This is a genomic window from Ruminiclostridium cellobioparum subsp. termitidis CT1112, from assembly GCF_000350485.1.
GTDB lineage: Bacteria > Bacillota > Clostridia > Acetivibrionales > DSM-1351 > Ruminiclostridium > Ruminiclostridium termitidis.
In genome coordinates, this window is record NZ_AORV01000068.1 from 53,502 (window position 1) to 73,177 (window position 19,676).

Sequence of the window (19,676 nt, forward strand, 5' to 3'; positions counted from 1 at the left end):
TTTAAGTTTTCCGGTTTAAATCTTGCGGGTTAAATCATTAAGTAAAAAGTGAATATTAAATTAGTTTTTATCCGCGTTATTTTAAGTGATGATACCTTATAAAGAATATTTGATTGTAAATTTGTTACAGACAACTTATCAATATAATTAAGTTGTCACTCGCTATTTTATTCTAATGCAGGCCATCTGTCAAGTTTTATAAAAAGGTAAAATAAAAAAGACAACGCCGGAAGCCGTTGGAGCGCCTGCATTGCCTGTAAAAAGCAGCCCGGAAATAATGGGATGTTTTAACTGTTTGATTATTTAAATCTTCTCAGTTGATCCCATTTATAAAGGCATTAAATCGTTCTATTACATTTTCATCGCCAACTATCAGAATCTTATCGCTTTGAACAAATTCATAATAGGGACCGGGTGATATGATAATGCTTTTTTCCTGGATAACGCCTATTATGGTCGCTCCGGTATTATGCCAGACTTCCAGTGCACCGATACTTTTGCCGATAACGGGAGAGCTGCTTGGAAGCGGGATTTCTACAGGGGTTATCAAATCTGACCGCTTGTATTTGTACAGGTCTATGATTTGTTTTGTAAGGGAGGAGATTTCCTCATCCATGGACCTGCGCCTGTCAAGCATCTGAGACAATTTCATTCTCAGTTCCGCAACACTTTCATCATCCTTGAAATTTTTCAGGAATTGTATGGCATTTTCTTTGGAGGACACCACTATACCGCTGCCTAGAGCTATTTCAACAACTTTTTTGTCGGACAGTATGGACATGGCTCTTCTTATGGTTTCAGGCGACACATTGTATTCGGTCGATAAAACAGACCTGCCTTTCAGCTTCTCTCCCTGCTGTATATCACCTGACGCTATGCGGGCCGAAATATCGACCGCTATTTTTAAATACCGGGGAATGGTAAATTGTTCTGTGCCTATCATATTAAGCTCCTTAAGCTCAAAGTATACTTTTTAAAAATTGTTTTTTCCTGAAGTCAATTACTGTCGGCTGAAAGCTTAATTCGCCTGGAAGGCGAAGACTTTAAACCGTAATTGACTTTGGTAAATTGATTATAGCATGTTTGATTAACAGTATCAAATACAGTTATTCAGTATGATATAATAAAGCTGTTAAGGTTCAAAATCTGATTTTTACAAGGAAAAATTATGGAGCTGAAAGAAGCTGTAAAAACACTTCCGAAACAACCGGGTATCTACCTGCTGAAAAATTCACAGGGCATGGTAATTTACGTGGGCAAGGCAAAGAATCTTAAAGCCAGGGTTTCTCAATATTTTCAGAACAGTAAAAGCCATTCACAGAGAATAGCAGAGATGATCCAGCAGATAGATAATTTTGAGTACATTACCGTTGACACCGAGCTTGAGGCCTTTCTTCTGGAGTGCAAAACCATCAAGGAGCTGAGGCCTCCCTATAACAAACTGTTAAAGAACTATCTGAATTATAAATACATAAAGCTTGACATAAGCAAAGCATATCCCATTCCCGAAATCGTGACCGGGAAGAAAGGGGACGGAGCATTGTATTTTGGACCCTTTACCAGTCAGAGCTCAGTTGAAAATGCAGTGCTTTTTTTAAAGGACCACTTCGGAATACGGAAATGCAACGGCAGGTCGGTCAGAAACACTCCGTCAGGCTGCCTTAACCTGCAGCTTGGAACCTGCTCCGGCCCCTGTACCGGAAAGGATGTACAGGAACAGTACGCCCAACAGATCGGGAAAATTGTCAGCCTGCTTCAGGGAAAGGACCAGGAGCCGGTAAGACTCTTGAAATCAAAAATGCTGACTGCTGCAGAAAGGCTTGAGTTTGAAAAAGCCGCAGCCTGCAGAGAGCAGTTGAAAGGCATCAGACACGTATTGTACAAACAAAAGATAATAAAGATCTCGGCATATGGGAGAAACATTATCGCTGCCGAGAAATATGGGGATAATGCTGTTAAACTGTTTTTCATCAAAGGAAACCGGCTGCTGCAGAAAGAGGTAATCCTCCTGGCGGATTGCAGTACTGCGGTACTGGAGGAAAAACTGCAAAAACTCTCGGCAGCTTGCTTTAGGAATCACAGGGGGCTTGAGAGCACCTTGAGCCAGGAAGAAATCGATGAAGCCCATATAATTTATACATATCTGAAGAAAAACAGCAACGGTATCATCAGAGCCAACATTCCGGCATCCAGGATTGAGACTCTCAATTATGGAAGGATTTCAGGAATGATAATGGAACATCACAACAGCCGGTGACGTTTTAGATGCTGCAGACCACTAGAATCTTTTTCATGATTTTAGGAATAATATTTTTATACTATTATTTCAATACCGCCTTTGCGGTGAAAACGGAGAAAAATTATGGAAAAGACGAAAAAAGGGCTGTCACCCCTGCATCTCACTATGATGGCGCTGGGAACGGTTATAGGAGGTTCTTTTTTTCTTGGTTCATCTGTGGCAATTGAAGCCGCAGGGCCGTCTATTATCATATCTTATATTTTGGGCGGGGCTTTGGTCTATATCATATTGTTTGCTTTTTCCGAGCTGACTGTGGCCAACCCTGATTCAGGTTCCTTCAGGACCTTTGCTGCCCAGGCTTTCGGCCCGGCCGCCGGCTTTACGGTGGGATGGGTGTATTGGACGGGGATGGTGCTTGCCATGTCCAGCGAGGCCACAGCAGTATCAATTCTCATTCGCGAATGGGTGCCAAATGTATCTATTTCAATTCTTGGCAGCAGCATAATAATTGGGGTCACACTGCTTAATCTGCTGGGAGCCGATAAGCTCAGCAAATTGGAAAGCGGACTTGCAGCCGTAAAAATTTTTGCAATAGCGGCATTTATACTCCTTGCAGTATTATTGATTGCAGGCCTGATTCCCGGGACAACCTCCATCGGAGCGGGAGAAATAACCAGGGAGCCGTTGATGCCGGGCGGAATACGGGGAATAGCCGGAAGCATGCTGATAGTGATATTTTCGTATGCAGGCTTTGAAATCATCGGTCTGGCCGCCTCTGAGGCCGACAATCCAAGAAAAACAGTTCCAAAAGCAATCAGCTATACAGTAATAAGTCTGGTTGTATTTTATATTGTTTCAGTTGCAGTGCTGCTCCCTCTTGTACCCACGGCAGCACTGAATGAGAATGTCAGCCCCATGGTGGCGGCGCTGAACAGGTGGGGGATGGGCTGGGCCGGAACCGCCATCAATTTTGTTTTGATAACGGCAATACTCTCTACAATGCTGGCTGCAATGTTCGGCCTGGGGCGGATGATGCGTTCCCTGGCAAAGGAGGGGCATGCGCCCGGCTGGCTTAAGGATGGAAGAGAAGTCCCCTACCGCGGAATCCTGTTTTCAGGCTTTGCCATGCTTGCCGGGCTGGGGATAGGTATGCTGCTTCCCAGAGTGTATTTGTTTCTTGTGAGTTCGGGCGGTTTTGCTCTTCTGTTTACCTATGCAGTTATCATGGCAACGCATATAAGGCTGCGGAAAAGGCAGGGCTGCCCGCCGGACGGCAAGTGTCAGATGCCGGGATATCCTGCGACTTCGTGGATCGCACTCATAAGTCTCATAGTCATTATTTTCAGTATGCCGTTAATCCCGGGGCAGGCCTCCGGACTGATAGCAGGCATTATAATGATTGTATCCTATGTTCTGATATATATATCTGTAAAAATAGTTTTTGTCCGGCGCCGAAACGGGCTGTTTATTGAAGCCCATGAAGGGGAAAAGCTCAAAACACGCCTATCTGCCGAATTTTCCAAGGAATTGACCGAAGATATAAAAAGGAAGAAGCAAAATGAGCATGACGGGGAGGATGAGAATAAAGGTGACAGGGAATAAGTTTCTGGAAAAAGTTTCTGCACAAAAGATTACTATACTGTAACGAATTATTCCCTGGTACATTGTAAAATAAATTAACCAGCACAACGCATTAAGCTTTAGCTGATGAATTATGAAGGGTTGAAGAGGTGTAACTATGAAAAAGCTTGCCGATCTCATGATATTAACGGTTCTGATTTTGTTTGCTTTTACGGGCTGCGCAAATAATGCGGTTATGTCCCCTGATGCAGATGTAATGCAGAATAGTGCCAATAGTACCGAAAAAAATATAGTTTATGAAAATAAAGATTATGGGTTTAAATTTACTTTGCCGGCCAGCTGGGAGAACTACAAAATCATTAATGGCACATGGGAGGGCAGATCGGCCGAAGCAGAATCTGAAAAGCTTGAAACCGGTCCTGTGATAAGCATACGCCACCCTCTGTGGACCGCTGAAAATCCCCGTCAGGATATTCCCATAATGGTATTGACTGTCAAACAGTGGGAAGCGCTGCAGAAGGGTGAATTCCACATTGGAGCCGCACCTATAGGGCCTACCGAGCTTGGACGAAACTCAAAATATGTATTTGCTCTTCCGGCCAGATATAACTATGCGTTTCCCGAAGGCTTCGAGGAAGTTGAAAAAATATTGCAGAACAAACCACTGGAACCCATAGAAAAGTAAAAATATACTGTTTTTTGTATAAGACCCGTGCATAATTCAAAAGTTATGACCGGGTCTTTTTTGTCCGGCAGGTATTTTTCCTTAAAAAATATTCCGGTATCCGGAGCGGACAAAAGGTATGGTGCGTCTAATAAGTGAAAGCTACCAAGGAAGGAGGCAGCACATGTATTTCCTTTCGGTACCAAAGGACAATGGCATGGATCAGGGTAAACCGGATATTGATGCGGAAATCGAAAGATTGATGAACAGCTTCGGAAACGATGTACTCAGAACTTCGTACATGTATCTGAAGGACTTGCAAAAGGCTGAGGACGCCTTTCAAGAGGTATTCTGCAAGATTTACAAAAAATACGGCAGCTTCAGGGGCGACAGCAGTGAAAAAACCTGGATTATAAGAATTACAATCAATGTCTGCAAGGATATATTGAGGAGTTCCTGGATTAAAAGAGTTTTGCTGACTGACAAAATAGGAGCACAAAATGGTTTGTCCGACGTAGAAGGCAAAATTATCAAGGAAGATGAAAACAGACGTCTGTTTGCTGAGGTAACCTCCCTTCCCAAAAACTATAAGGAGGTAATTCTACTTTATTATTATCATGATTTTGATACGGCAGAGATAAGTAAAATCTTAAAAATAGCAGAGGGGACCGTTAGAAGCCGGCTTCACAGAGGACGGGAAATCTTAAAAGGCAAATTGGGAGGAGGTATTGTGTCAGGTGGATGATATTAAGGACTTTAGAAGTATTTCAGACCGGATCATGAAGGATATTGTCATGACTCCGGAACTTAAGGAGAAAACTCTCAAGAGATGCAAAAGAAAAAGTTATAAGACAGTTATCGGTGTTTTGGCTCCGGCAGCCTGTGTTGTCCTCCTTATAGCAACAATGGCAGCTATGGGCCGGTTCCCCTGGAGCAGCAGCACGGTGCCGGAAAGAAGTTCGGAAGTATCTTTTGTGATGGAAGCCGCACCGGGGGAGGAGAAACAGCCCCAGGTTAACGCGGGGGACGTTTTAAAATCGGCCCAGGCAGGGGAACAGGTCAGGTATGAATCGGCCGAAGAGGCCAGGAAAGCTTTTGGAGACAACCTGCTGATATCCGGATATACCCCGGAGGGTTTTGTGCTTAACTCCATAGCTGGGGTGGAAACAGACCAAAAAGCGGATAGGGTAGTATTTAAATACTCATCCGGTAATGCTTCGTTTCTGGTCACAGAGGAAAAAATAAAGACAAGGAATGACTACCCGGGTTTTAAAACTGTTGATATAAATGGTATTCCGGGATATATAAAAGCTGAGAAAATTAAAACCGAGGGGCCAACGGAACAGCAGCGCACAGAGCTTCATTGGTTCAGGAATGAATGCCATTATTCGATAACGGGACAAATCAGTGAAGAAGCGGCAGTAAACCTGGCGAAGTCTATGAGATAGAGAGGATTAGAAATAGTCGGACACTTGGACTAAAGCATAATGTTAAATTCAAAATTGTATAAATTACGGGGGGATAGTTATGATAAAATCAAAATTTGCAAAGGTATTTGTATTAAGTATGTGTTTATCCTTATTTTCAACGGCAGCCGCAAATGCGGCAGTAAAGGCTGGAGGTCAGCCAGGAGCTGCGGATGGAGGAGGCAGCGTGGGAACGACCATGATTTCGGTCGATCCGGATCAGCCGGTATCCAGTCCTGTAATCATAAGTGAGGACATATTGAAAAAGCAGAAAGAAATAGATACCTACTTATTTAAAGAGCACATAAAGGAAATAGAGCAAAAAGGGATAACCGTAACCTACACCGCTCCTTTCGAGGGTTATGTGGAAATAGGCATAATGCCTATGAACAAAGACAATGCTGAATACCTCTATGGCATATTCGGCAGGGACGGGGTAAAGGTTGCAGAGGGACAGCTGATAGCTGCAATGGAAATGCCCCAGGCTGCACCCGACCAGGCAGTACAGGGAAATTCGGCAGGCGCCTCCGGAATGAGCACCGAGCCTTATGCGGCAGGGAATGTTGGCAGCGAGGTAAAAAATGAGGCGGCCCGGGACGCAGCCGGTGACGCTGTGGCATATAAGAATGCCGCTGCACCGAATGAAGCGGAACTGTATACAACAACAGCCGGTGCATTAAATGAACCGGCCGAAACAAACACTGCACTTATCGTAACACTTGGTTCTGCGGCAGTGGCGGTAGTTCTGGGCGGAACAGCAATATTACTCCAAAAAAGAAAACAGGCAGCCAGATAGGCAGTTGTTATGGGATATTGTGGGATATCATATATAAAAAATAAGGGGGCAGCTGGGAAATCAGCTGCCCCCTTATTTTTTACCAGTGTATATGAGTATTTGAGTTAAAATATTTTAATAGAATATATAACACATCATATCAAAAAAAATAATATTATGATATTGACAATAGTGTATGACGTACAGTATACTGATAGTGAGGTGATCACATGGAAAGTATGGATGAATTGATAAACTCGCTTATCATAGAACTGAAAAGAGGTACGCTGGTGCTATCGGTCTTAAGCCAGCTCAATAACCCCGAATACGGTTATTCTCTGGCCCAGAAGCTTGAGGAAAAGAATACCCCTGTTGAAGCAGGTACTCTTTACCCCCTGCTGAGGAGGCTGGAGAAACAAAATCTTTTGTCAAGCCAATGGGATACAAGCGAAAGCCGTCCCAGAAAATTTTATGTGATAAGTGATATGGGAAAAGAAATTTATGAAAAATTAAAAAAAGAGTGGAGAACTTTGTCTCAACAGCTTGAGGTTTTGTTAAAGGAGGATGAGTTATGAGTCTTATAGAAAGGTATATATTGGCTGTTACCGAAAAGCTGCCGGAAGATATACGCTACGATGTTGCAGAGGAACTCAGGTCCAATATCGAAGATATGCTGCCCGAAAATGCAGCCGAGAGTGAGATAAGAGAGGTTCTGGAAAGGTTGGGGAATCCTGCAAAGCTGGCACAGGAATACAATCCCACCAAAAGATACCTGATTGGCCCTGCACTTTACGACAGCTATTTTTCAGTGCTCAAGACCGTTGTGAGTATTGTGGTGGCTGTAGTTCTGTGGATTACGGTACTGGACTGGGTATTTAAGGGAACGATTGACTTTGACCAGGTGGAGTTATGGAAGAAATTATTTACCGATTCGATTGAGGCAGCTCTCTCAGGAGGTTTGCAGGCCGCTTTATGGGTTACTGTCGTGTTTGCAATAATGGAGAGAAGCGGAGTCAGCCAAAACGAACTGCCCTTTGCCAAAAAGAAGTGGTCGCTTGATGAGCTGCCAACCGCTCCGGTCTCAAAAAAAGCTGTAATATCCAGGGGTGAAATTATTGTAGCAATGTTCTTTACCATACTTTTTACAGCCTTGCTGTATTTAAAGCCCCAGCTGATTGCGGTATACATCAATGACCCGGCTAAAACGGAAGCTATCCCGCTGTTCAACACAGACAGGCTCCATATCTATATTCCCGCGGTTTTACTGCTGGCTCTGGTACAGTTGTGTGTGGCGGTCTGGAAGTTCGTTCAGAGAAGATGGACTGTTCCGCTGGCTGTGGCTGAGACGGTTCAAGGTATTGCAGGCAGCTTCCTGGTAATTGTGATGTTTAATGACAGGCAGCTGTTTAACCGGGATTTCTTCAGTAAAATTGCGGATATGATGAAGATGCCGGTTTCGCAGGTAATACACAACTGGTTCTGGGCAACGATGATTATTACAGTTGTCATATTTGCGGGTATAACCATCTGGCACAGCGTATCAGTATTTAATAAATGTAAAAAGTAAGGTTATTCAACACCCTTAAGTGAGCTGACCATATCAATCCGCTTTATTTTTCCGGAAAACATAAAGCTGACCAATACAGAGAGTACAAATGTAATTATTGTACTTGTAATAATATTAAATCCGGTTATTATGCACATCATGTCGAAGCTGTCGCCCATAAATGAAAGCATTAGGAGTATAAGCCATTTTCCCAGGAAAATACCCGGAACAATACCTGTTACCGTAAGCCAGATATTCTGGGTCAAAAGCAGGTGACGGATCTTTTTGGACTGAAAGCCGATGACTTTCAGTGTGGCAAGCTCTCTCAACCTCTCTGTAAAAGACAGGACCCCCAGGTTGTAAAGCACTACCACGGCCAATAAAACTGCTCCGGTGATGAGAATATACACCATGATATTCATGGCTTTTGCCATAGTTTCATAGCTTTCGGTCAGATCGCTCTTTGACCATTTGCTTTCGACACCCTCCGGAAGGGTGCCCACATTCAGGCCTGTTATTACGGCAGTGGGAATAAAAGCAAACCCCGATTTCTCGAACAGCTCTCTGGTCAGAGTGATTCCCTGGGATACTGGAGAACGGTAAACCGCTCCTATTTCACCGGTGACCCATTTTTCCTGACCGTAAATGTGCCAGGATACCCTGTCTCCTGCTTTTACTCCCAGCAGCTCCGACATTTTATAACTTATTGATATCCTGTCTGAAGGCAATTCCATAAATTTCCGTCCGGCGTCGGTGTATTTGATAAGGGAAACCCGGTCTGTCACCATAATTTCCCCGGACTTCTTTATACCGTTTGCCTTTACTTCAACTGCTCCTTCCATAAGCGCCTGACCGTCGGTTTCCTTCAGGACGGAGGCCGCAGTGCCTTCGGATACGCCCTCTGAGAGGGAGAGCTTGGTGGAAAAGCGGTACAGGTCGCTGTACTGCCACTGAACGACGTCAGACAGGGTATCCTGCAGGCCGAAGGCGCATACCAGGAGGGCGGTGCAGCCCAGGACGCCAACCACAGCCATTATTGAGCGGAGCTTGCTTCTGAGGATATCTCTGAGATTCCACTGGGCATTAAAGCCCAGTCCGGCCCAGAAGGCAGTATTTTCATAAGCTCCCTGCTTCATGGCCTTAGGTGCTTTGGGCCTGAGCGTCTGGGAAGGGGTATCTCTTAAATTGCTGCGGCAGGCCCAATAAGTTGCCAGGGTGCAGAGCAGTACTGTGACCAGGGCCATTGTAAAAAACAGGGGAGACATGGAGGGCTTCCATTCGGGAAGGGTATAAGTGATCTGCATCGTACTGTAAAAAAGCCTGGGAAGGGTCAGAGGCCCCACTATGGCACCTGTTACCGCCCCTGCAAGGGAAAGCCAGAAGCCATAGGAAATATAGTGCAAGAGAATAGTCCTCTTTTGGAAACCGAGAGCTTTCAGGGTACCTATCTGTGTCCTCTGGTTATTTACCATTCTGGTCATGGTTGTCAGGATGGTGAGGAGGGCTATTGCGAGGAACACTACCGGAAATACCGAACCCATTGCCTTGTGCTGCTGTATTTCATTATAGAACATGGAATAGCTCCCGAAGTTGTCCCTGTCCAGATATACACTGTAATGTCCGTTGAGAGCGGAGTTTATTCTGTCCTCCAGCGAAGCATCGGGAGTTTTACCGGTGGTGATCAGAAGTTCGGTATAGACCATTTTCATTTGTTTCGGAAAGGTTGAGACCGGCATATATGCAAAACCGTAGTTTGCGTGGTTGGGGACAATGTCATTGCCTCCTGTGGAATATACATATTCCGGGCTGAGTACCGTCCCCAGGATTTTTTTCTCAAGCTTTACGCCAAAAGCCGTAACAGTAACAGTATCACCTGTCTTCAGGTGTCTGGCTCCTGCAAACTGGTCGTCCAGCCATATTCCGTCCTTTTGGGCCGAGAAATCCTCGCCGGTGACTCTATAGGCTTTTGATATGTTATTTTTTTCAATAAAGTGCAGCGTTACGGAGGGACTGTTGTCAAGAACGGCCACGGCTTCCAGAGACAGCCGCCTCTGTACCTGTGATACTCCGTCCACCTTTGAGACGGCTTCAACGTCCTCCTCTGAAAAATTATTACCGTAAATCCATACATTTGCAAGATTGGTGTCCTGATAATATTTGTTGGAGGTTTGCTGCAAACCATACCATTCTCCGCCTACACCGGCGTAAATGAAAACTCCGAGAAAGGCCATCAGGAATATGGAGATAAACTGGGTCTTGTTGTGCTTCATGTCTCTTAGCATTTTTTTGATCAGCATCACCAGTTCACCTCACTTACAGCAAGGGGAGCTTCGTTTACCGTAATATCCCTCACTTTGCCGTTTTTCAGCCGGATCACCCTGTCTGCTGCCTGGGCCAGAGCCGCATTATGCGTCACTATGATAACGGTTTTGTTCCGCTCCCGGCTCATCTTCTGCAGCAGTGACAATATGACGATGCCTGTTTCGCTGTCCAGGGCACCGGTGGGTTCGTCGCACAGCAGCATGGTAGGGTTTTTGCAGACGGCTCTGGCTATGGACACTCTCTGCTGCTCGCCGCCCGAAAGCTGTGTCGGAAATTTTCTCAGGTGTTCCTCCAGCCCAACGGAGGTTAAAACCTCTAAGGCGTCCAGCGGCGATTTTACCACATGTCTTATAAGTGATACATTTTCAAGTGCTGTCAAAGTAGGTATGAGGTTGTAAAACTGAAATACGAAGCCCACATTTTCGGCACGGTAGTTTGTTAACTGCTTTTCGTCAAATCCGGCAATGTTCCGGCCGTTGATAATTATTTCTCCCGAGGTGGCAAAATCCATTCCTCCCAAAAGATTCAACACAGTCGATTTACCCGCCCCGCTGGGTCCAAGTATTACAACAAACTCCCCTTCATTGATGGAAAAGGTCACATTATCTGCGGCAAGCAGTTTCTTTGAGCCCATGTCATATTCTTTAACAACATTTTTAAATTGAACAAGTGAATTCATAATACCCCCTAAAAGCTAATCAGCAAATGTAATAAAATATGTATTTTAATTAATATTTAAATAAACCTGAAATATATTTCATATTTAGTATATTATTTTAGGATTTGCAAGTCAATAAAATATGAAATTTATTTCAGGTTTAAAAGTTGCATAACAGATTTTTATAAAATATAATTAAGTGTATGATTTGATGAAACGGAGATGAAAGATAAGCATGGGCAGTTCCGATATCAGGGAACCAAAACAAAAGCGTTCCATTGAAAAAAAGAAAAAGATCGTAGAAGCCGGCTTTAAGCTTTTTTGTGAGAAGGGTTATTATAATACAAATACCGCTGAGATTGCAAAGGAGGCAGGGGTTTCAACTGGAATCGTATATAATTATTTCCAGGACAAAAAAGATATTTTTATTGCGGCAGTGAGATTTTATGCCGAGGGAATGACCGGCCAGCTTTATAAGAACCTCCAGGAATTAAAGGAACCTCTTGACCTGACGGCTACACTTGATCAGTTAATTGATATTTTTGTGAATTCCCATACCCTGTCAAAGGAAGCCCATGAGGAAATGCTGGCCATGTCCCATACCGATAAGGATGTCAGGGAATACTTCTATGAATTTGAGATGACAACGACCGGAACTATCGTGGAGCTCATGGCACAGCGCAGCATCACGCCCACCAATGCCCAGGAAAAAGTTCACATAGCAATGGGGCTGATAGAAAATTTTTGTCATGAAATTGTTTACCATAAACATGAGTTAATGAACTACGGGATTATGAAACAGGAAATTATCCGGGCCATAGTAATAATGATGGACAATTAACCTCCTTTACCGGCCTTATGGCGGATAGGGAAGTGAATGAATATCATAACTGTTTTGCTGGACGCTGTTGCGGCCCAAAGCATAACACGTCTTGGGGAATGCGGCGGTTGCCCGGTGCTAGCACAATATGCAGAATATTGTGCTACATGCTTTTTATTACCGAGTCCAGCAGCCCCGGAAACTTTTGTTCCAGTTCGGTATATCTTATTGACAGAAACCTCTGTTTACCTTCTATCCGTACATTGATAAGCCCTGATTCCCTGAGAACTTTAAAATGGTGTGACAGGGCGGATTTTGGAAGATCAATATTGCAGTAGCCGCAGGTGGTTTCATTTTTGTGTGCTAGATTTTTAATTATCTGAAGGCGTATTGGATCTCCTAAAGCATTTAAAACAGTTGATAAGCATATCTGATCTATATTTGGGTGAAATAATTCTCTCAATATTCTACCTCCCTTCGAACGCTGTCTCGGGCAGCCGATTTGTCGATTTTATACATAATTCTATTGAATTATAACATACAATATGATATATTGGAATAGTTCAATGATTATTGAACTATCGAACAATGTATATCATATATTTTTAACATGCCGGTCTAAATTATGTACTTTTATAAAGTATAGTTATTTACCGGCCGATTGTAAACCATGTTTATATAAATTATGCAAAATACAAAGCAAGGAGAAGCTATTATGAGGGATGTCCTGGAAATTATAAAGAGCAGGAGAAGTGTAAGAAAATATAAACCTGAGCAAATCAGTCAGGAAAGCTTGGAGAAAATAATCGAGGCGGGAATATATGCCCCAACGGCACATAACCAGCAGCCTTGGCATTTTACAGTTATTCAGAATACCGAACTTCTTGACAGGATAAACAGCTATGTCAGAGAAGAAATGTGTAAATCCGACTCCGACTGGATTAAAAAGATGGGATCAAAGCCTGATTTTAAAGTAACTTACGATGCTCCTACTCTTGTCATAGTATCTGCAAGGCAGGATGCAATGGCATGGAGGGTAGATTGTGCCGCAGCCATTGAAAATATGCTGATTGCAGCTGAAAGTATGGATATCGGTTCGGTTTGGCTTGGTCTGATGAGGTTTTATTTTGCCAATGGGGATGAGGTGGCGAAACTTGGCATACCCCAGGGCTATGAACCGTATTACGGCGTGTCTTTTGGCTATAAGGCTAATAAACGGGTTCAGCCGGCTCCCAAAAGAAATCCGGATGTCGTAAATTATATATAAGTTATATATAAATAAAGAGTAAAGGAGTTTTTTATGAAAGTAATAGCTATCAACGGAAGCCCCAGAAAAAGCTGGAATACTGCTACTATACTTAAAAATGCCCTTGATGGCGCAAAAGCCGGAGGAGCGGAGACTGAGCTCATAAATCTTTATGATTACAATTACAAGGGGTGCATCAGCTGTTTTGCCTGTAAGTTGAAGGAAGGCAAAAGCTTTGGCAGCTGTGCGCTGGAGGATGATTTAAAGCCCATCCTGACTAAAATAGAGGAAGCGGATGCCGTCTTTCTTGGTTCCCCTATTTATTACGGTTCAACTACCGGCATGTTCAGGTCCTTCCTTGAAAGATTGATGTTCCAGTACATGCAGTATGATAAAGGGTATACAAGTCTGCGCAGGAAGAAAGTTCCTGCAGGGCTGATATATACGATGAATGTTGACGAAGAACGTTTAAAATTACTTTACGAATCACATCTGAAAGTGGCAGAAAATGCATTAAACAGGATTTTGGGCCAATGTGAAACACTTTATGTTACTGACACTTACCAGTTTGAGGATTACTCAAAATATGAAACCTCCGGGATGGACCAGGCGGCAAAGGCAAAGAGAAGACAGGAGGTTTTCCCAGAGGATTGCAAAAAGGCATTTGAAATGGGTCTTAAATTCACCGGTGGACATCAATCATAAATTTTAAAAATTAAATAATAAATTTGTGATTGGGCAATGCTTTCTGTGGGTATCTAATTTTAGAAAAAATGTTTAGAGATATAATATCCTTTATATTGTTAAAACTAATATTTATTATAGCAAGCCTGTGAAGGAGGTGAAGAAATGATAACAAAGGACTGGTCAATAACCGACATAGTAGAAAAATACCCCGAAACTGCCGACGTATTATTAAATCACGGCATGCACTGCTTTGGATGCATGGCTGCACGATTTGAAAATATAGAACAGGGAGCTCTTGCACACGGTATTAATGTGGAAGAATTGATGAAGGAATTAAATGCCGCTGCAAAGCAATAACAACAAAAAACAACAAAGTAATTTTTTCAAAAATAGGGAACCGGACCGGATATTTAATAGCTGGATCCGGTTTTTTATTTTTCTGTTTCCTGTCAGCCGATACTGCCGGATCAGCCTGCCATTCCAAGTATGGCACCTGATATAAAAGGTATCAGCCATATGACCCAGACGAATATACTGAATTTGTGAAAGCTTGACTTTGCCCGTTCGTCATTTCTGATCAGAACATAGGTTGCCCACATGGCGTGCACCAGCATCAAAATTATAGCCAGAAGTCCGGTTATTCCGTGAAAATTAAATTTGAAGCCGCCCTGGGCCAATTCACTCATAAGGCTTGTCCCCAGGGTGTCAAAGGCCAGTCCTGTCCAGAATATTACAAGATGCCATTTTTTCAGAGTTCCCTGGAGTTTTTCACTCCACACGCCGATTGAATAAAAAACCAGCGCAAGATTGATGGCAATTACAGCATATAGCAGCATGAGTTCCTCCCAGGATTAATATTTTTACTGCAACGGGTTAAATTTAAACAGGTATTGTATTCAATTCTCATATTGAATAATATGTGTAATATAAACAAAACTATCGGTAACTGATATTGGCATTATTTCATTTGTTGGCATTCCGGTCAACCATGCGGAGGGGAAAGATGGATCAAAAACCCTGGGGGAGGTACAGGCGGCCACAGGAGCGGGAAGCGGCCCCTGCGGCGGAAAGCGCTGTACCGTGAAAATATTGGAACTGTTGGAAGCAGAATTTTCGGAAGATACTAAGTGACCATCTCACTCTCCCTCTTTCTATCCAACAGCAGATTGTAGGTTAAGCCGGCCAGCACTAAAATTCCTCCAATGATCTTGCCGGCCGAAATATCGCCGCTGATAAAATAATCTATTAATATACCGGCAAACAGCTGGCCGATAAAGATCAGCAGGGTTAAATAAAAGGCGGGGACTCTCGGAGTGGTGAAATTTGACAAAATAATCACTATAACTCCTAATAGTCCTCCGGTACAGGCCCATACGGGTATTGCCCCGAATTTGGCCGGCTGTAAGTTTACAGCCTCCCTGCTGATGAGCAGGAACACAAATGAAAAGGTCAGGCCCGTAATGTAATTGAAAAAAGTACTTTGTAAAGTGCCGATCCTTGAAGCCAGGGCAGCATTGATAATTCTTGCCACCACAATGGACACGCCTGCCAGGACCGAAATGACCATATAAAACATTGATGTACCTCCGATTTATAAAAATGCCATAACAAGGATGCCTGCAAAAATTATTGCCAAACCCATGAATTTCTTTTTCTCAAACCTTATTTTTTTCATCTGGAACAATCCTAAATGGTCTATTACAAGAGAGGCCAACAGCTGACCGAACAAGCCCAGGGCCAGCGGCAAAGAGACCCCGAGGGCCGCGTAGCCCATATTGTTGAATAAAACCGTAAATATTCCAATGGTTCCCGCGCTATATAAATATAACGGTATCCCTTTCAGTTTAAAACGGAAAGCCTTCCCAGGCAGCATTGCAGTAATTATTCCAAGCAGCCCCACCAGATGAATGATAACCACCGCAGCATAGTTGCCCGAAGCAGCCGACAGGGTTCCGTTAATCATTATCATCACTGAAATCAGTACACCGATAAATAAAGAGACCGAATTATACATTTTAACTTCTGAACCTCCAGGGCTTATTCTATTTGACGACGGATTGCAAATGTGACAAATCCATCACCGCATTTGATTTAAATACATACTAAATTTAACATGCCCAGGTTGAATATCGGTATGACATATGTCATAGTAAATATGTAAATTTTAATATTTTTGTTTTTAAAAGGATGAAGGATTATGAGAAAGATATCCGATAAGCTTTTGATTGACAGGTATATAAACAAATATCATATTGATGAGGTTTTTACCAAAGATATGAAATCTCACATGGAGCTTCTTTTCTATAGAAAAAATGAATATATGTTCAAGGAGGGGGAGCCCATTGAATATCTGCTTTTTATAGTAGAGGGAAAGGCCAAGGTTTTTACTACAGTCAGCAACGGAAAGTCCCTGCTGCTGTGTTTTTATCCCGAATCAAGGGTGCTTGGGGATATAGAAATTTTTGAAGGCATAACCGCCACCACCAATGTCCAGGCAATTGAAGACAGCTACTGCATTGGCATATCCAGGGAAAATGTGACAATCCACCTTTTGAACGATTCCAAATTTCTGAGGTTTATTTGCAGCTCTCTGGGGCAAAAGCTTAACAGGTGTGCAAAAAACAGTGCCATAAATTTACTTTATTCCCTTGAAAACAGATTGGCAAGCTACATCCTGGCGGCAAGCGAGGTTTCAGGCAGAAGCGGTTCAAGGCTGTTAACCTTTAATGAAAACCTGTCCGAGCTGTCCGAGCTCCTTGGGACCAGCTACAGGCATTTGCACAGGGCTCTTAACAGCCTTTGCGGCAAAGGGGTTATCAGAAAGCTGGCCAGTGGGTATGAAATAACCAATCCAGCTGAGGTAAAGAGGCTTGCCGCCGATCTGTATAATTGAGAGGAAAACAGGAGTATGATATCGGACTGCTGTTTATCACAAGGCTTTGGTCTGCTGATCCAAAGCCTTTATGTGTTGATCTTCGGAGTTTATATCAGAAAGATTATCCCGAAATAGATGACCAGCAGGGATAATCCAATGGGAAGTCCTGTTTTAGCCCATTCTCTGCTCTTTATGCCAAGCTTGCCTGCTGAAATGATGTTTGGAATGTTTCCGGGTATCAGCATGCCGCCGCTTAAAAGAAGTCCCATCAGGATTGACTGTATCTGTTTGAGGCTCATGGCCGGACTTATTTCTGCCGCAGCCAGGGTGGCGTTATCCAGGACGGCCGAAGACATATTGATCCAGTATAGAATACGGCTGTCAAGCTGTATGATATAAGTGTTTATAAGAGGCTTAAAACCTGAACCCAGCAGCTCTAGTGCAATTACGAAGAGAAATATTTTAAGGGCCCGGACAAAAACAGCTTTAAGACTCTCAGCCTGAACTAAAATCTCCTCTTCAATATCCAGGTTTACATCTTCTTCACTGACTCCGGCAGCCGCTTCTTTCCGTCCGGCAATAAAAGCTCCCAAAAGTGCCAGGGCTATTACTCCGGGTATCACATATATTCCTATATTCCGGGCAAGGTAGAAGAAATCGGCCTTTAATGCCGAGACCACAATTGTTGACAGAGGTTCGCCTATGGGGGTTAAGGCAGCGCCCAGGCCTATTGAAAAACAGGCTACAATGGTCAGAAGTACTTTACGGCCATGTTTCACAGGCAGGGCATGAACAATTTCCACCAGAATCAATGCGGCAATTATAGCAGTAATAAAGCTTGATAATAAACCTAAAACAAGTATCAATAAAAAAATGAACAGTGGTAAAGGTATTTTGGTTGTCGCAAAAATTACGAATTCCTTTATTTTTTTTACTGAGATCCTGAATATCAAGCCTGCTATGAGTACGGCAGCAGTTATGAAATATAAAAGATAATTCATAAATATATGTTCTGCCAGTTCCAATGATAGTGATCCTGATATAATTGCTGCCGATAGCCCCATAACCAGAAGAAAATATTCAAGGTTATGCTCAATCTTCCGAAAAGCAAAGGGCAGTACTAAAATAAGTGCCAATACTATAATTAATCCTGTAATCAATCAACCGACCTCCGAAAAGTATTTCTAAACAGTTCATTTGTGTATATGCTTATTGCATAACAAGAACTTCTATTTCATAACCTTTGCAACTACGAAAATTATTATTAATGCAATTGCCAGGTATCCTAAAATAAAAAATAAGTATCTCTTCATATTGTCCATAATTACACCTCCTATATTCAGATTTCTTCAATAAAAAAAGGTGGGAAGCCCGTTATAAAACGGACTTCCCACCCCAGAAGCCTTTAGTCATCTTGAAAGCAAAAATATTTTGCCCAACCGAAAACCAACAGTATCAAATTGTTTTTATTATAACATCATAAATGGTATGGTTCAAGCAGAATAGTTTTTGGTTATATTTTCAATCTGTTGACTAAAAAGAACAAATGATTTATTATATAGATAGTAATTTACTAAATTACTAAACTAGTAAGAGGATTGAGCAGAGAAATAAAATATTATGGTAAGGGTTAAGGTTTCGAATGAAATGATTAACCCTTGGAATGGGAGCTGTTATGAAAATACCTACAACTTTAAAACATAAGCCTGTAATAGTGTCTGAAAACTATGAAAATGTGGATGGAAGATATGCCTATAAAACCGATGCAAAAGGCCTTTCGCTTGGTCTGGCTCAATGGAATGACCGGGGAAAGGTTGATATTTCAGCAAAGGTATGGAGATATACCGGGGAAAAATGGTCCAGACAATCGGAGGAACTTCCTTTGCACCGTGTTCTGGACCTGGCAATTCTGGTAGCAAGGACCAAACTTTACTTCAGGGAGGACTCCTATAGATATCCAAAGCTCTATGATCCGGAAAAGCCGCTAGTTGACAGGGTGGGCATGCAGGGAGATGCCATGACGGTGTCTGTTTGTACTGAAAATGAAAGGATTGACGAGGATATCAAGCTGTTCAGTCAGGCTTTGAGTGATGATGATGAGATGATTGGTGAACGGCTGCGTTCCCTTTCAAGAATTTTAAAGGAGATGGGCTATTAATATGGAAAAGGCCAGAAAAAAAGAGCTTCAGCAGCAATACATGCAGGCGAAGCATCCGATGGGCGTATTTATCATACGGTCAAAGGTGAACAACAAGTGTTATATACAATCCACACCGGATCTCAGAGGCGTAATGAACGGCGCATATGTGAGGCTGGACGGAGGCAGGCATCCCAATAAGGAGCTGCAAAAGGAATGGAATGAATTCGGTGCAGGCAGCTTCGAAATTGAAATATTGGAACAGCTGCAATATGATGAAAAAGATGAAGAAAAAAGCGACTATTCCGAGGAACTGACCCTGCTGCAAATGATATGGGAGGAAAAGCTGGCAGGCCGGAATATGGAGTTTTATAAGAAACGGATCACCTGATTTCAGACAGGCCGACTCCTTGCAGATTTTGTCACCCTGATATTGACTTTGGCATATTATGTTAACATAAAACTGTAAAGGAGTTGATTTTTTTGGCGGGAATACCAGTATTCCAGGACACTCCAGATAACCTGAAATCGTTGCAATACGGTTTTGACGGGACAACAGTACGAACCTTAAAGCTTGATACCAGCGGCAGACAGGTTATCACCACCGATGTGGGAACCTCGATTGAAGTGACAGCAACAGATCTGGATATAAGGAATTTA

General features: G+C 42.9%; 24 protein-coding genes and 1 other annotated feature. Of the genes, 16 read left to right on the plus strand and 8 right to left on the minus strand.

Annotated features, from left to right (window positions below; translation table 11 throughout):
* Positions 1–313 precede the first annotated feature (313 nt).
* Positions 314–943 carry a GntR family transcriptional regulator gene (locus CTER_RS25070; RefSeq protein ID WP_004630658.1) on the minus strand — a complete coding sequence of 210 codons (630 nt, stop codon included), beginning with the start codon at positions 941–943 and terminating at the stop codon, positions 314–316.
* Between the two features lie 225 nt (positions 944–1,168).
* Here CTER_RS25070 and CTER_RS25075 point away from each other — a divergent pair, with 225 nt between their 5' ends.
* The 8 genes from CTER_RS25075 (at position 1,169) to CTER_RS25110 (ending at position 8,292) form a co-directional block, all read left to right on the plus strand.
* A complete protein-coding gene (locus tag CTER_RS25075; RefSeq protein WP_004630626.1) occupies positions 1,169–2,257 on the plus strand; it encodes a GIY-YIG nuclease family protein in 1,089 nt (362 codons plus the stop codon).
* Between the two features lie 105 nt (positions 2,258–2,362).
* Positions 2,363–3,841 carry an amino acid permease gene (locus CTER_RS25080; RefSeq protein WP_004630579.1) on the plus strand — a complete coding sequence of 493 codons (1,479 nt, stop codon included), beginning with the start codon at positions 2,363–2,365 and terminating at the stop codon, positions 3,839–3,841.
* 136 nt (positions 3,842–3,977) lie between these two features.
* Positions 3,978–4,505, plus strand: coding sequence for a hypothetical protein (locus CTER_RS25085; RefSeq protein WP_004630629.1), 528 nt, complete (start codon positions 3,978–3,980; stop codon positions 4,503–4,505).
* 163 nt (positions 4,506–4,668) lie between these two features.
* Positions 4,669–5,229, plus strand: a complete 561-nt coding sequence (locus CTER_RS25090; RefSeq protein WP_004630569.1) for a sigma-70 family RNA polymerase sigma factor — start codon at positions 4,669–4,671, stop codon at positions 5,227–5,229.
* Positions 5,222–5,932: a DUF4367 domain-containing protein gene (locus CTER_RS25095; protein WP_040762107.1), complete on the plus strand. Its 711-nt coding sequence runs from the start codon at positions 5,222–5,224 to the stop codon at positions 5,930–5,932. The genes CTER_RS25090 and CTER_RS25095 overlap by 8 nt, the downstream gene beginning before the upstream one ends.
* Positions 5,933–6,011: 79 nt before the next feature.
* Positions 6,012–6,746, plus strand: coding sequence for a hypothetical protein (locus CTER_RS27250; RefSeq protein ID WP_004630594.1), 735 nt, complete (start codon positions 6,012–6,014; stop codon positions 6,744–6,746).
* Between the two features lie 209 nt (positions 6,747–6,955).
* Positions 6,956–7,300 carry a PadR family transcriptional regulator gene (locus tag CTER_RS25105; protein WP_004630536.1) on the plus strand — a complete coding sequence of 115 codons (345 nt, stop codon included), beginning with the start codon at positions 6,956–6,958 and terminating at the stop codon, positions 7,298–7,300.
* Positions 7,297–8,292: an HAAS signaling domain-containing protein gene (locus tag CTER_RS25110; protein WP_004630556.1), complete on the plus strand. Its 996-nt coding sequence runs from the start codon at positions 7,297–7,299 to the stop codon at positions 8,290–8,292. Before CTER_RS25105 ends, CTER_RS25110 begins: the two co-directional genes overlap by 4 nt.
* Before the next feature lie 2 nt (positions 8,293–8,294).
* On the opposite strand, the gene CTER_RS25115 is transcribed toward CTER_RS25110, so the two are convergent.
* Both CTER_RS25115 and CTER_RS25120 read right to left on the minus strand, forming a co-directional pair.
* Complete coding sequence (locus CTER_RS25115) at positions 8,295–10,568, minus strand: ABC transporter permease (RefSeq protein ID WP_004630612.1); 2,274 nt, start codon at positions 10,566–10,568, stop codon at positions 8,295–8,297.
* A complete protein-coding gene (locus tag CTER_RS25120; protein WP_004630603.1) occupies positions 10,568–11,272 on the minus strand; it encodes an ABC transporter ATP-binding protein in 705 nt (234 codons plus the stop codon). The genes CTER_RS25115 and CTER_RS25120 overlap by 1 nt, the downstream gene beginning before the upstream one ends.
* Positions 11,273–11,486: 214 nt before the next feature.
* Here CTER_RS25120 and CTER_RS25125 point away from each other — a divergent pair, with 214 nt between their 5' ends.
* Entirely contained in the window at positions 11,487–12,092 is a 606-nt protein-coding gene (locus CTER_RS25125) for a TetR/AcrR family transcriptional regulator (protein ID WP_004630615.1), read from the plus strand.
* 142 nt (positions 12,093–12,234) lie between these two features.
* Here CTER_RS25125 and CTER_RS25130 read toward each other — a convergent pair whose 3' ends face one another.
* Positions 12,235–12,534 (minus strand): ArsR/SmtB family transcription factor, encoded by a 300-nt coding sequence (locus CTER_RS25130; RefSeq protein ID WP_004630600.1) that lies wholly within the window; start codon positions 12,532–12,534, stop codon positions 12,235–12,237.
* Positions 12,535–12,786: 252 nt separating this feature from the next.
* On the opposite strand from CTER_RS25130, the gene CTER_RS25135 reads away from it, so the two are divergent.
* The 3 genes from CTER_RS25135 to CTER_RS25145 all read left to right on the plus strand — a co-directional run bounded on the left by CTER_RS25135 (position 12,787) and on the right by CTER_RS25145 (position 14,361).
* Positions 12,787–13,338 carry a nitroreductase family protein gene (locus CTER_RS25135; protein WP_004630668.1) on the plus strand — a complete coding sequence of 184 codons (552 nt, stop codon included), beginning with the start codon at positions 12,787–12,789 and terminating at the stop codon, positions 13,336–13,338.
* Between the two features lie 33 nt (positions 13,339–13,371).
* Positions 13,372–14,022 (plus strand): flavodoxin family protein, encoded by a 651-nt coding sequence (locus CTER_RS25140; protein WP_004630676.1) that lies wholly within the window; start codon positions 13,372–13,374, stop codon positions 14,020–14,022.
* A gap of 144 nt (positions 14,023–14,166) precedes the next feature.
* Positions 14,167–14,361 (plus strand): DUF1858 domain-containing protein, encoded by a 195-nt coding sequence (locus tag CTER_RS25145; protein ID WP_004630634.1) that lies wholly within the window; start codon positions 14,167–14,169, stop codon positions 14,359–14,361.
* A 110-nt stretch (positions 14,362–14,471) separates the two neighbouring features.
* Here the strand turns inward: CTER_RS25145 and CTER_RS25150 are convergent, their stop codons facing one another.
* Positions 14,472–14,840, minus strand: a complete 369-nt coding sequence (locus CTER_RS25150; RefSeq protein ID WP_004630545.1) for an HsmA family protein — start codon at positions 14,838–14,840, stop codon at positions 14,472–14,474.
* 139 nt (positions 14,841–14,979) lie between these two features.
* Between CTER_RS25150 and CTER_RS28990 the strand changes: the two genes are divergently transcribed.
* Positions 14,980–15,135, plus strand: coding sequence for a (2Fe-2S)-binding protein (locus tag CTER_RS28990; protein ID WP_278245955.1), 156 nt, complete (start codon positions 14,980–14,982; stop codon positions 15,133–15,135).
* Here the strand turns inward: CTER_RS28990 and CTER_RS25155 are convergent.
* Positions 15,128–15,580: a DMT family transporter gene (locus tag CTER_RS25155; protein ID WP_004630608.1), complete on the minus strand. Its 453-nt coding sequence runs from the start codon at positions 15,578–15,580 to the stop codon at positions 15,128–15,130. The two genes, CTER_RS28990 and CTER_RS25155, sit on opposite strands and share 8 nt — an antisense overlap.
* Before the next feature lie 15 nt (positions 15,581–15,595).
* Complete coding sequence (locus CTER_RS25160) at positions 15,596–16,018, minus strand: DMT family transporter (protein ID WP_004630602.1); 423 nt, start codon at positions 16,016–16,018, stop codon at positions 15,596–15,598.
* Between the two features lie 183 nt (positions 16,019–16,201).
* On the opposite strand from CTER_RS25160, the gene CTER_RS25165 reads away from it, so the two are divergent.
* On the plus strand, positions 16,202–16,897 hold the full coding sequence (locus CTER_RS25165; protein ID WP_004630663.1) for a cyclic nucleotide-binding domain-containing protein: 696 nt from the start codon (positions 16,202–16,204) through the stop codon (positions 16,895–16,897).
* An 89-nt stretch (positions 16,898–16,986) separates the two neighbouring features.
* Here CTER_RS25165 and CTER_RS25170 read toward each other — a convergent pair whose 3' ends face one another.
* Complete coding sequence (locus CTER_RS25170) at positions 16,987–18,039, minus strand: SLC13 family permease (protein ID WP_004630609.1); 1,053 nt, start codon at positions 18,037–18,039, stop codon at positions 16,987–16,989.
* Positions 18,040–18,263: 224 nt separating this feature from the next.
* Positions 18,264–18,320, minus strand: a sequence feature (sodium ion sensor (DUF1646 type); this cis-regulatory element may regulate processes involved in with the transportation of sodium ions).
* Positions 18,321–18,554: 234 nt separating this feature from the next.
* On the opposite strand from CTER_RS25170, the gene CTER_RS25175 reads away from it, so the two are divergent.
* Positions 18,555–19,037, plus strand: coding sequence for a DUF6530 family protein (locus CTER_RS25175; protein WP_004630662.1), 483 nt, complete (start codon positions 18,555–18,557; stop codon positions 19,035–19,037).
* A gap of 1 nt (position 19,038) precedes the next feature.
* Positions 19,039–19,407: a GIY-YIG nuclease family protein gene (locus CTER_RS25180; protein ID WP_004630671.1), complete on the plus strand. Its 369-nt coding sequence runs from the start codon at positions 19,039–19,041 to the stop codon at positions 19,405–19,407.
* The last annotated feature ends 269 nt before the right edge of the window (positions 19,408–19,676 follow it).

Coding starts and splice junctions, on each gene's coding strand:
- CTER_RS25070 (WP_004630658.1), bottom strand. CDS start 943: ATGATAGGCACAGAACAATTTACCATTCCCCGGTATTTAAAAATAGCG.
- CTER_RS25075 (WP_004630626.1), top strand. CDS start 1,169: ATGGAGCTGAAAGAAGCTGTAAAAACACTTCCGAAACAACCGGGTATC.
- CTER_RS25080 (WP_004630579.1), top strand. CDS start 2,363: ATGGAAAAGACGAAAAAAGGGCTGTCACCCCTGCATCTCACTATGATG.
- CTER_RS25085 (WP_004630629.1), top strand. CDS start 3,978: ATGAAAAAGCTTGCCGATCTCATGATATTAACGGTTCTGATTTTGTTT.
- CTER_RS25090 (WP_004630569.1), top strand. CDS start 4,669: ATGTATTTCCTTTCGGTACCAAAGGACAATGGCATGGATCAGGGTAAA.
- CTER_RS27250 (WP_004630594.1), top strand. CDS start 6,012: ATGATAAAATCAAAATTTGCAAAGGTATTTGTATTAAGTATGTGTTTA.
- CTER_RS25105 (WP_004630536.1), top strand. CDS start 6,956: ATGGAAAGTATGGATGAATTGATAAACTCGCTTATCATAGAACTGAAA.
- CTER_RS25110 (WP_004630556.1), top strand. CDS start 7,297: ATGAGTCTTATAGAAAGGTATATATTGGCTGTTACCGAAAAGCTGCCG.
- CTER_RS25115 (WP_004630612.1), bottom strand. CDS start 10,568: ATGCTGATCAAAAAAATGCTAAGAGACATGAAGCACAACAAGACCCAG.
- CTER_RS25120 (WP_004630603.1), bottom strand. CDS start 11,272: ATGAATTCACTTGTTCAATTTAAAAATGTTGTTAAAGAATATGACATG.
- CTER_RS25125 (WP_004630615.1), top strand. CDS start 11,487: ATGGGCAGTTCCGATATCAGGGAACCAAAACAAAAGCGTTCCATTGAA.
- CTER_RS25135 (WP_004630668.1), top strand. CDS start 12,787: ATGAGGGATGTCCTGGAAATTATAAAGAGCAGGAGAAGTGTAAGAAAA.
- CTER_RS25140 (WP_004630676.1), top strand. CDS start 13,372: ATGAAAGTAATAGCTATCAACGGAAGCCCCAGAAAAAGCTGGAATACT.
- CTER_RS25145 (WP_004630634.1), top strand. CDS start 14,167: ATGATAACAAAGGACTGGTCAATAACCGACATAGTAGAAAAATACCCC.
- CTER_RS25150 (WP_004630545.1), bottom strand. CDS start 14,840: ATGCTGCTATATGCTGTAATTGCCATCAATCTTGCGCTGGTTTTTTAT.
- CTER_RS25155 (WP_004630608.1), bottom strand. CDS start 15,580: ATGTTTTATATGGTCATTTCGGTCCTGGCAGGCGTGTCCATTGTGGTG.
- CTER_RS25160 (WP_004630602.1), bottom strand. CDS start 16,018: ATGTATAATTCGGTCTCTTTATTTATCGGTGTACTGATTTCAGTGATG.
- CTER_RS25165 (WP_004630663.1), top strand. CDS start 16,202: ATGAGAAAGATATCCGATAAGCTTTTGATTGACAGGTATATAAACAAA.
- CTER_RS25175 (WP_004630662.1), top strand. CDS start 18,555: ATGAAAATACCTACAACTTTAAAACATAAGCCTGTAATAGTGTCTGAA.
- CTER_RS25180 (WP_004630671.1), top strand. CDS start 19,039: ATGGAAAAGGCCAGAAAAAAAGAGCTTCAGCAGCAATACATGCAGGCG.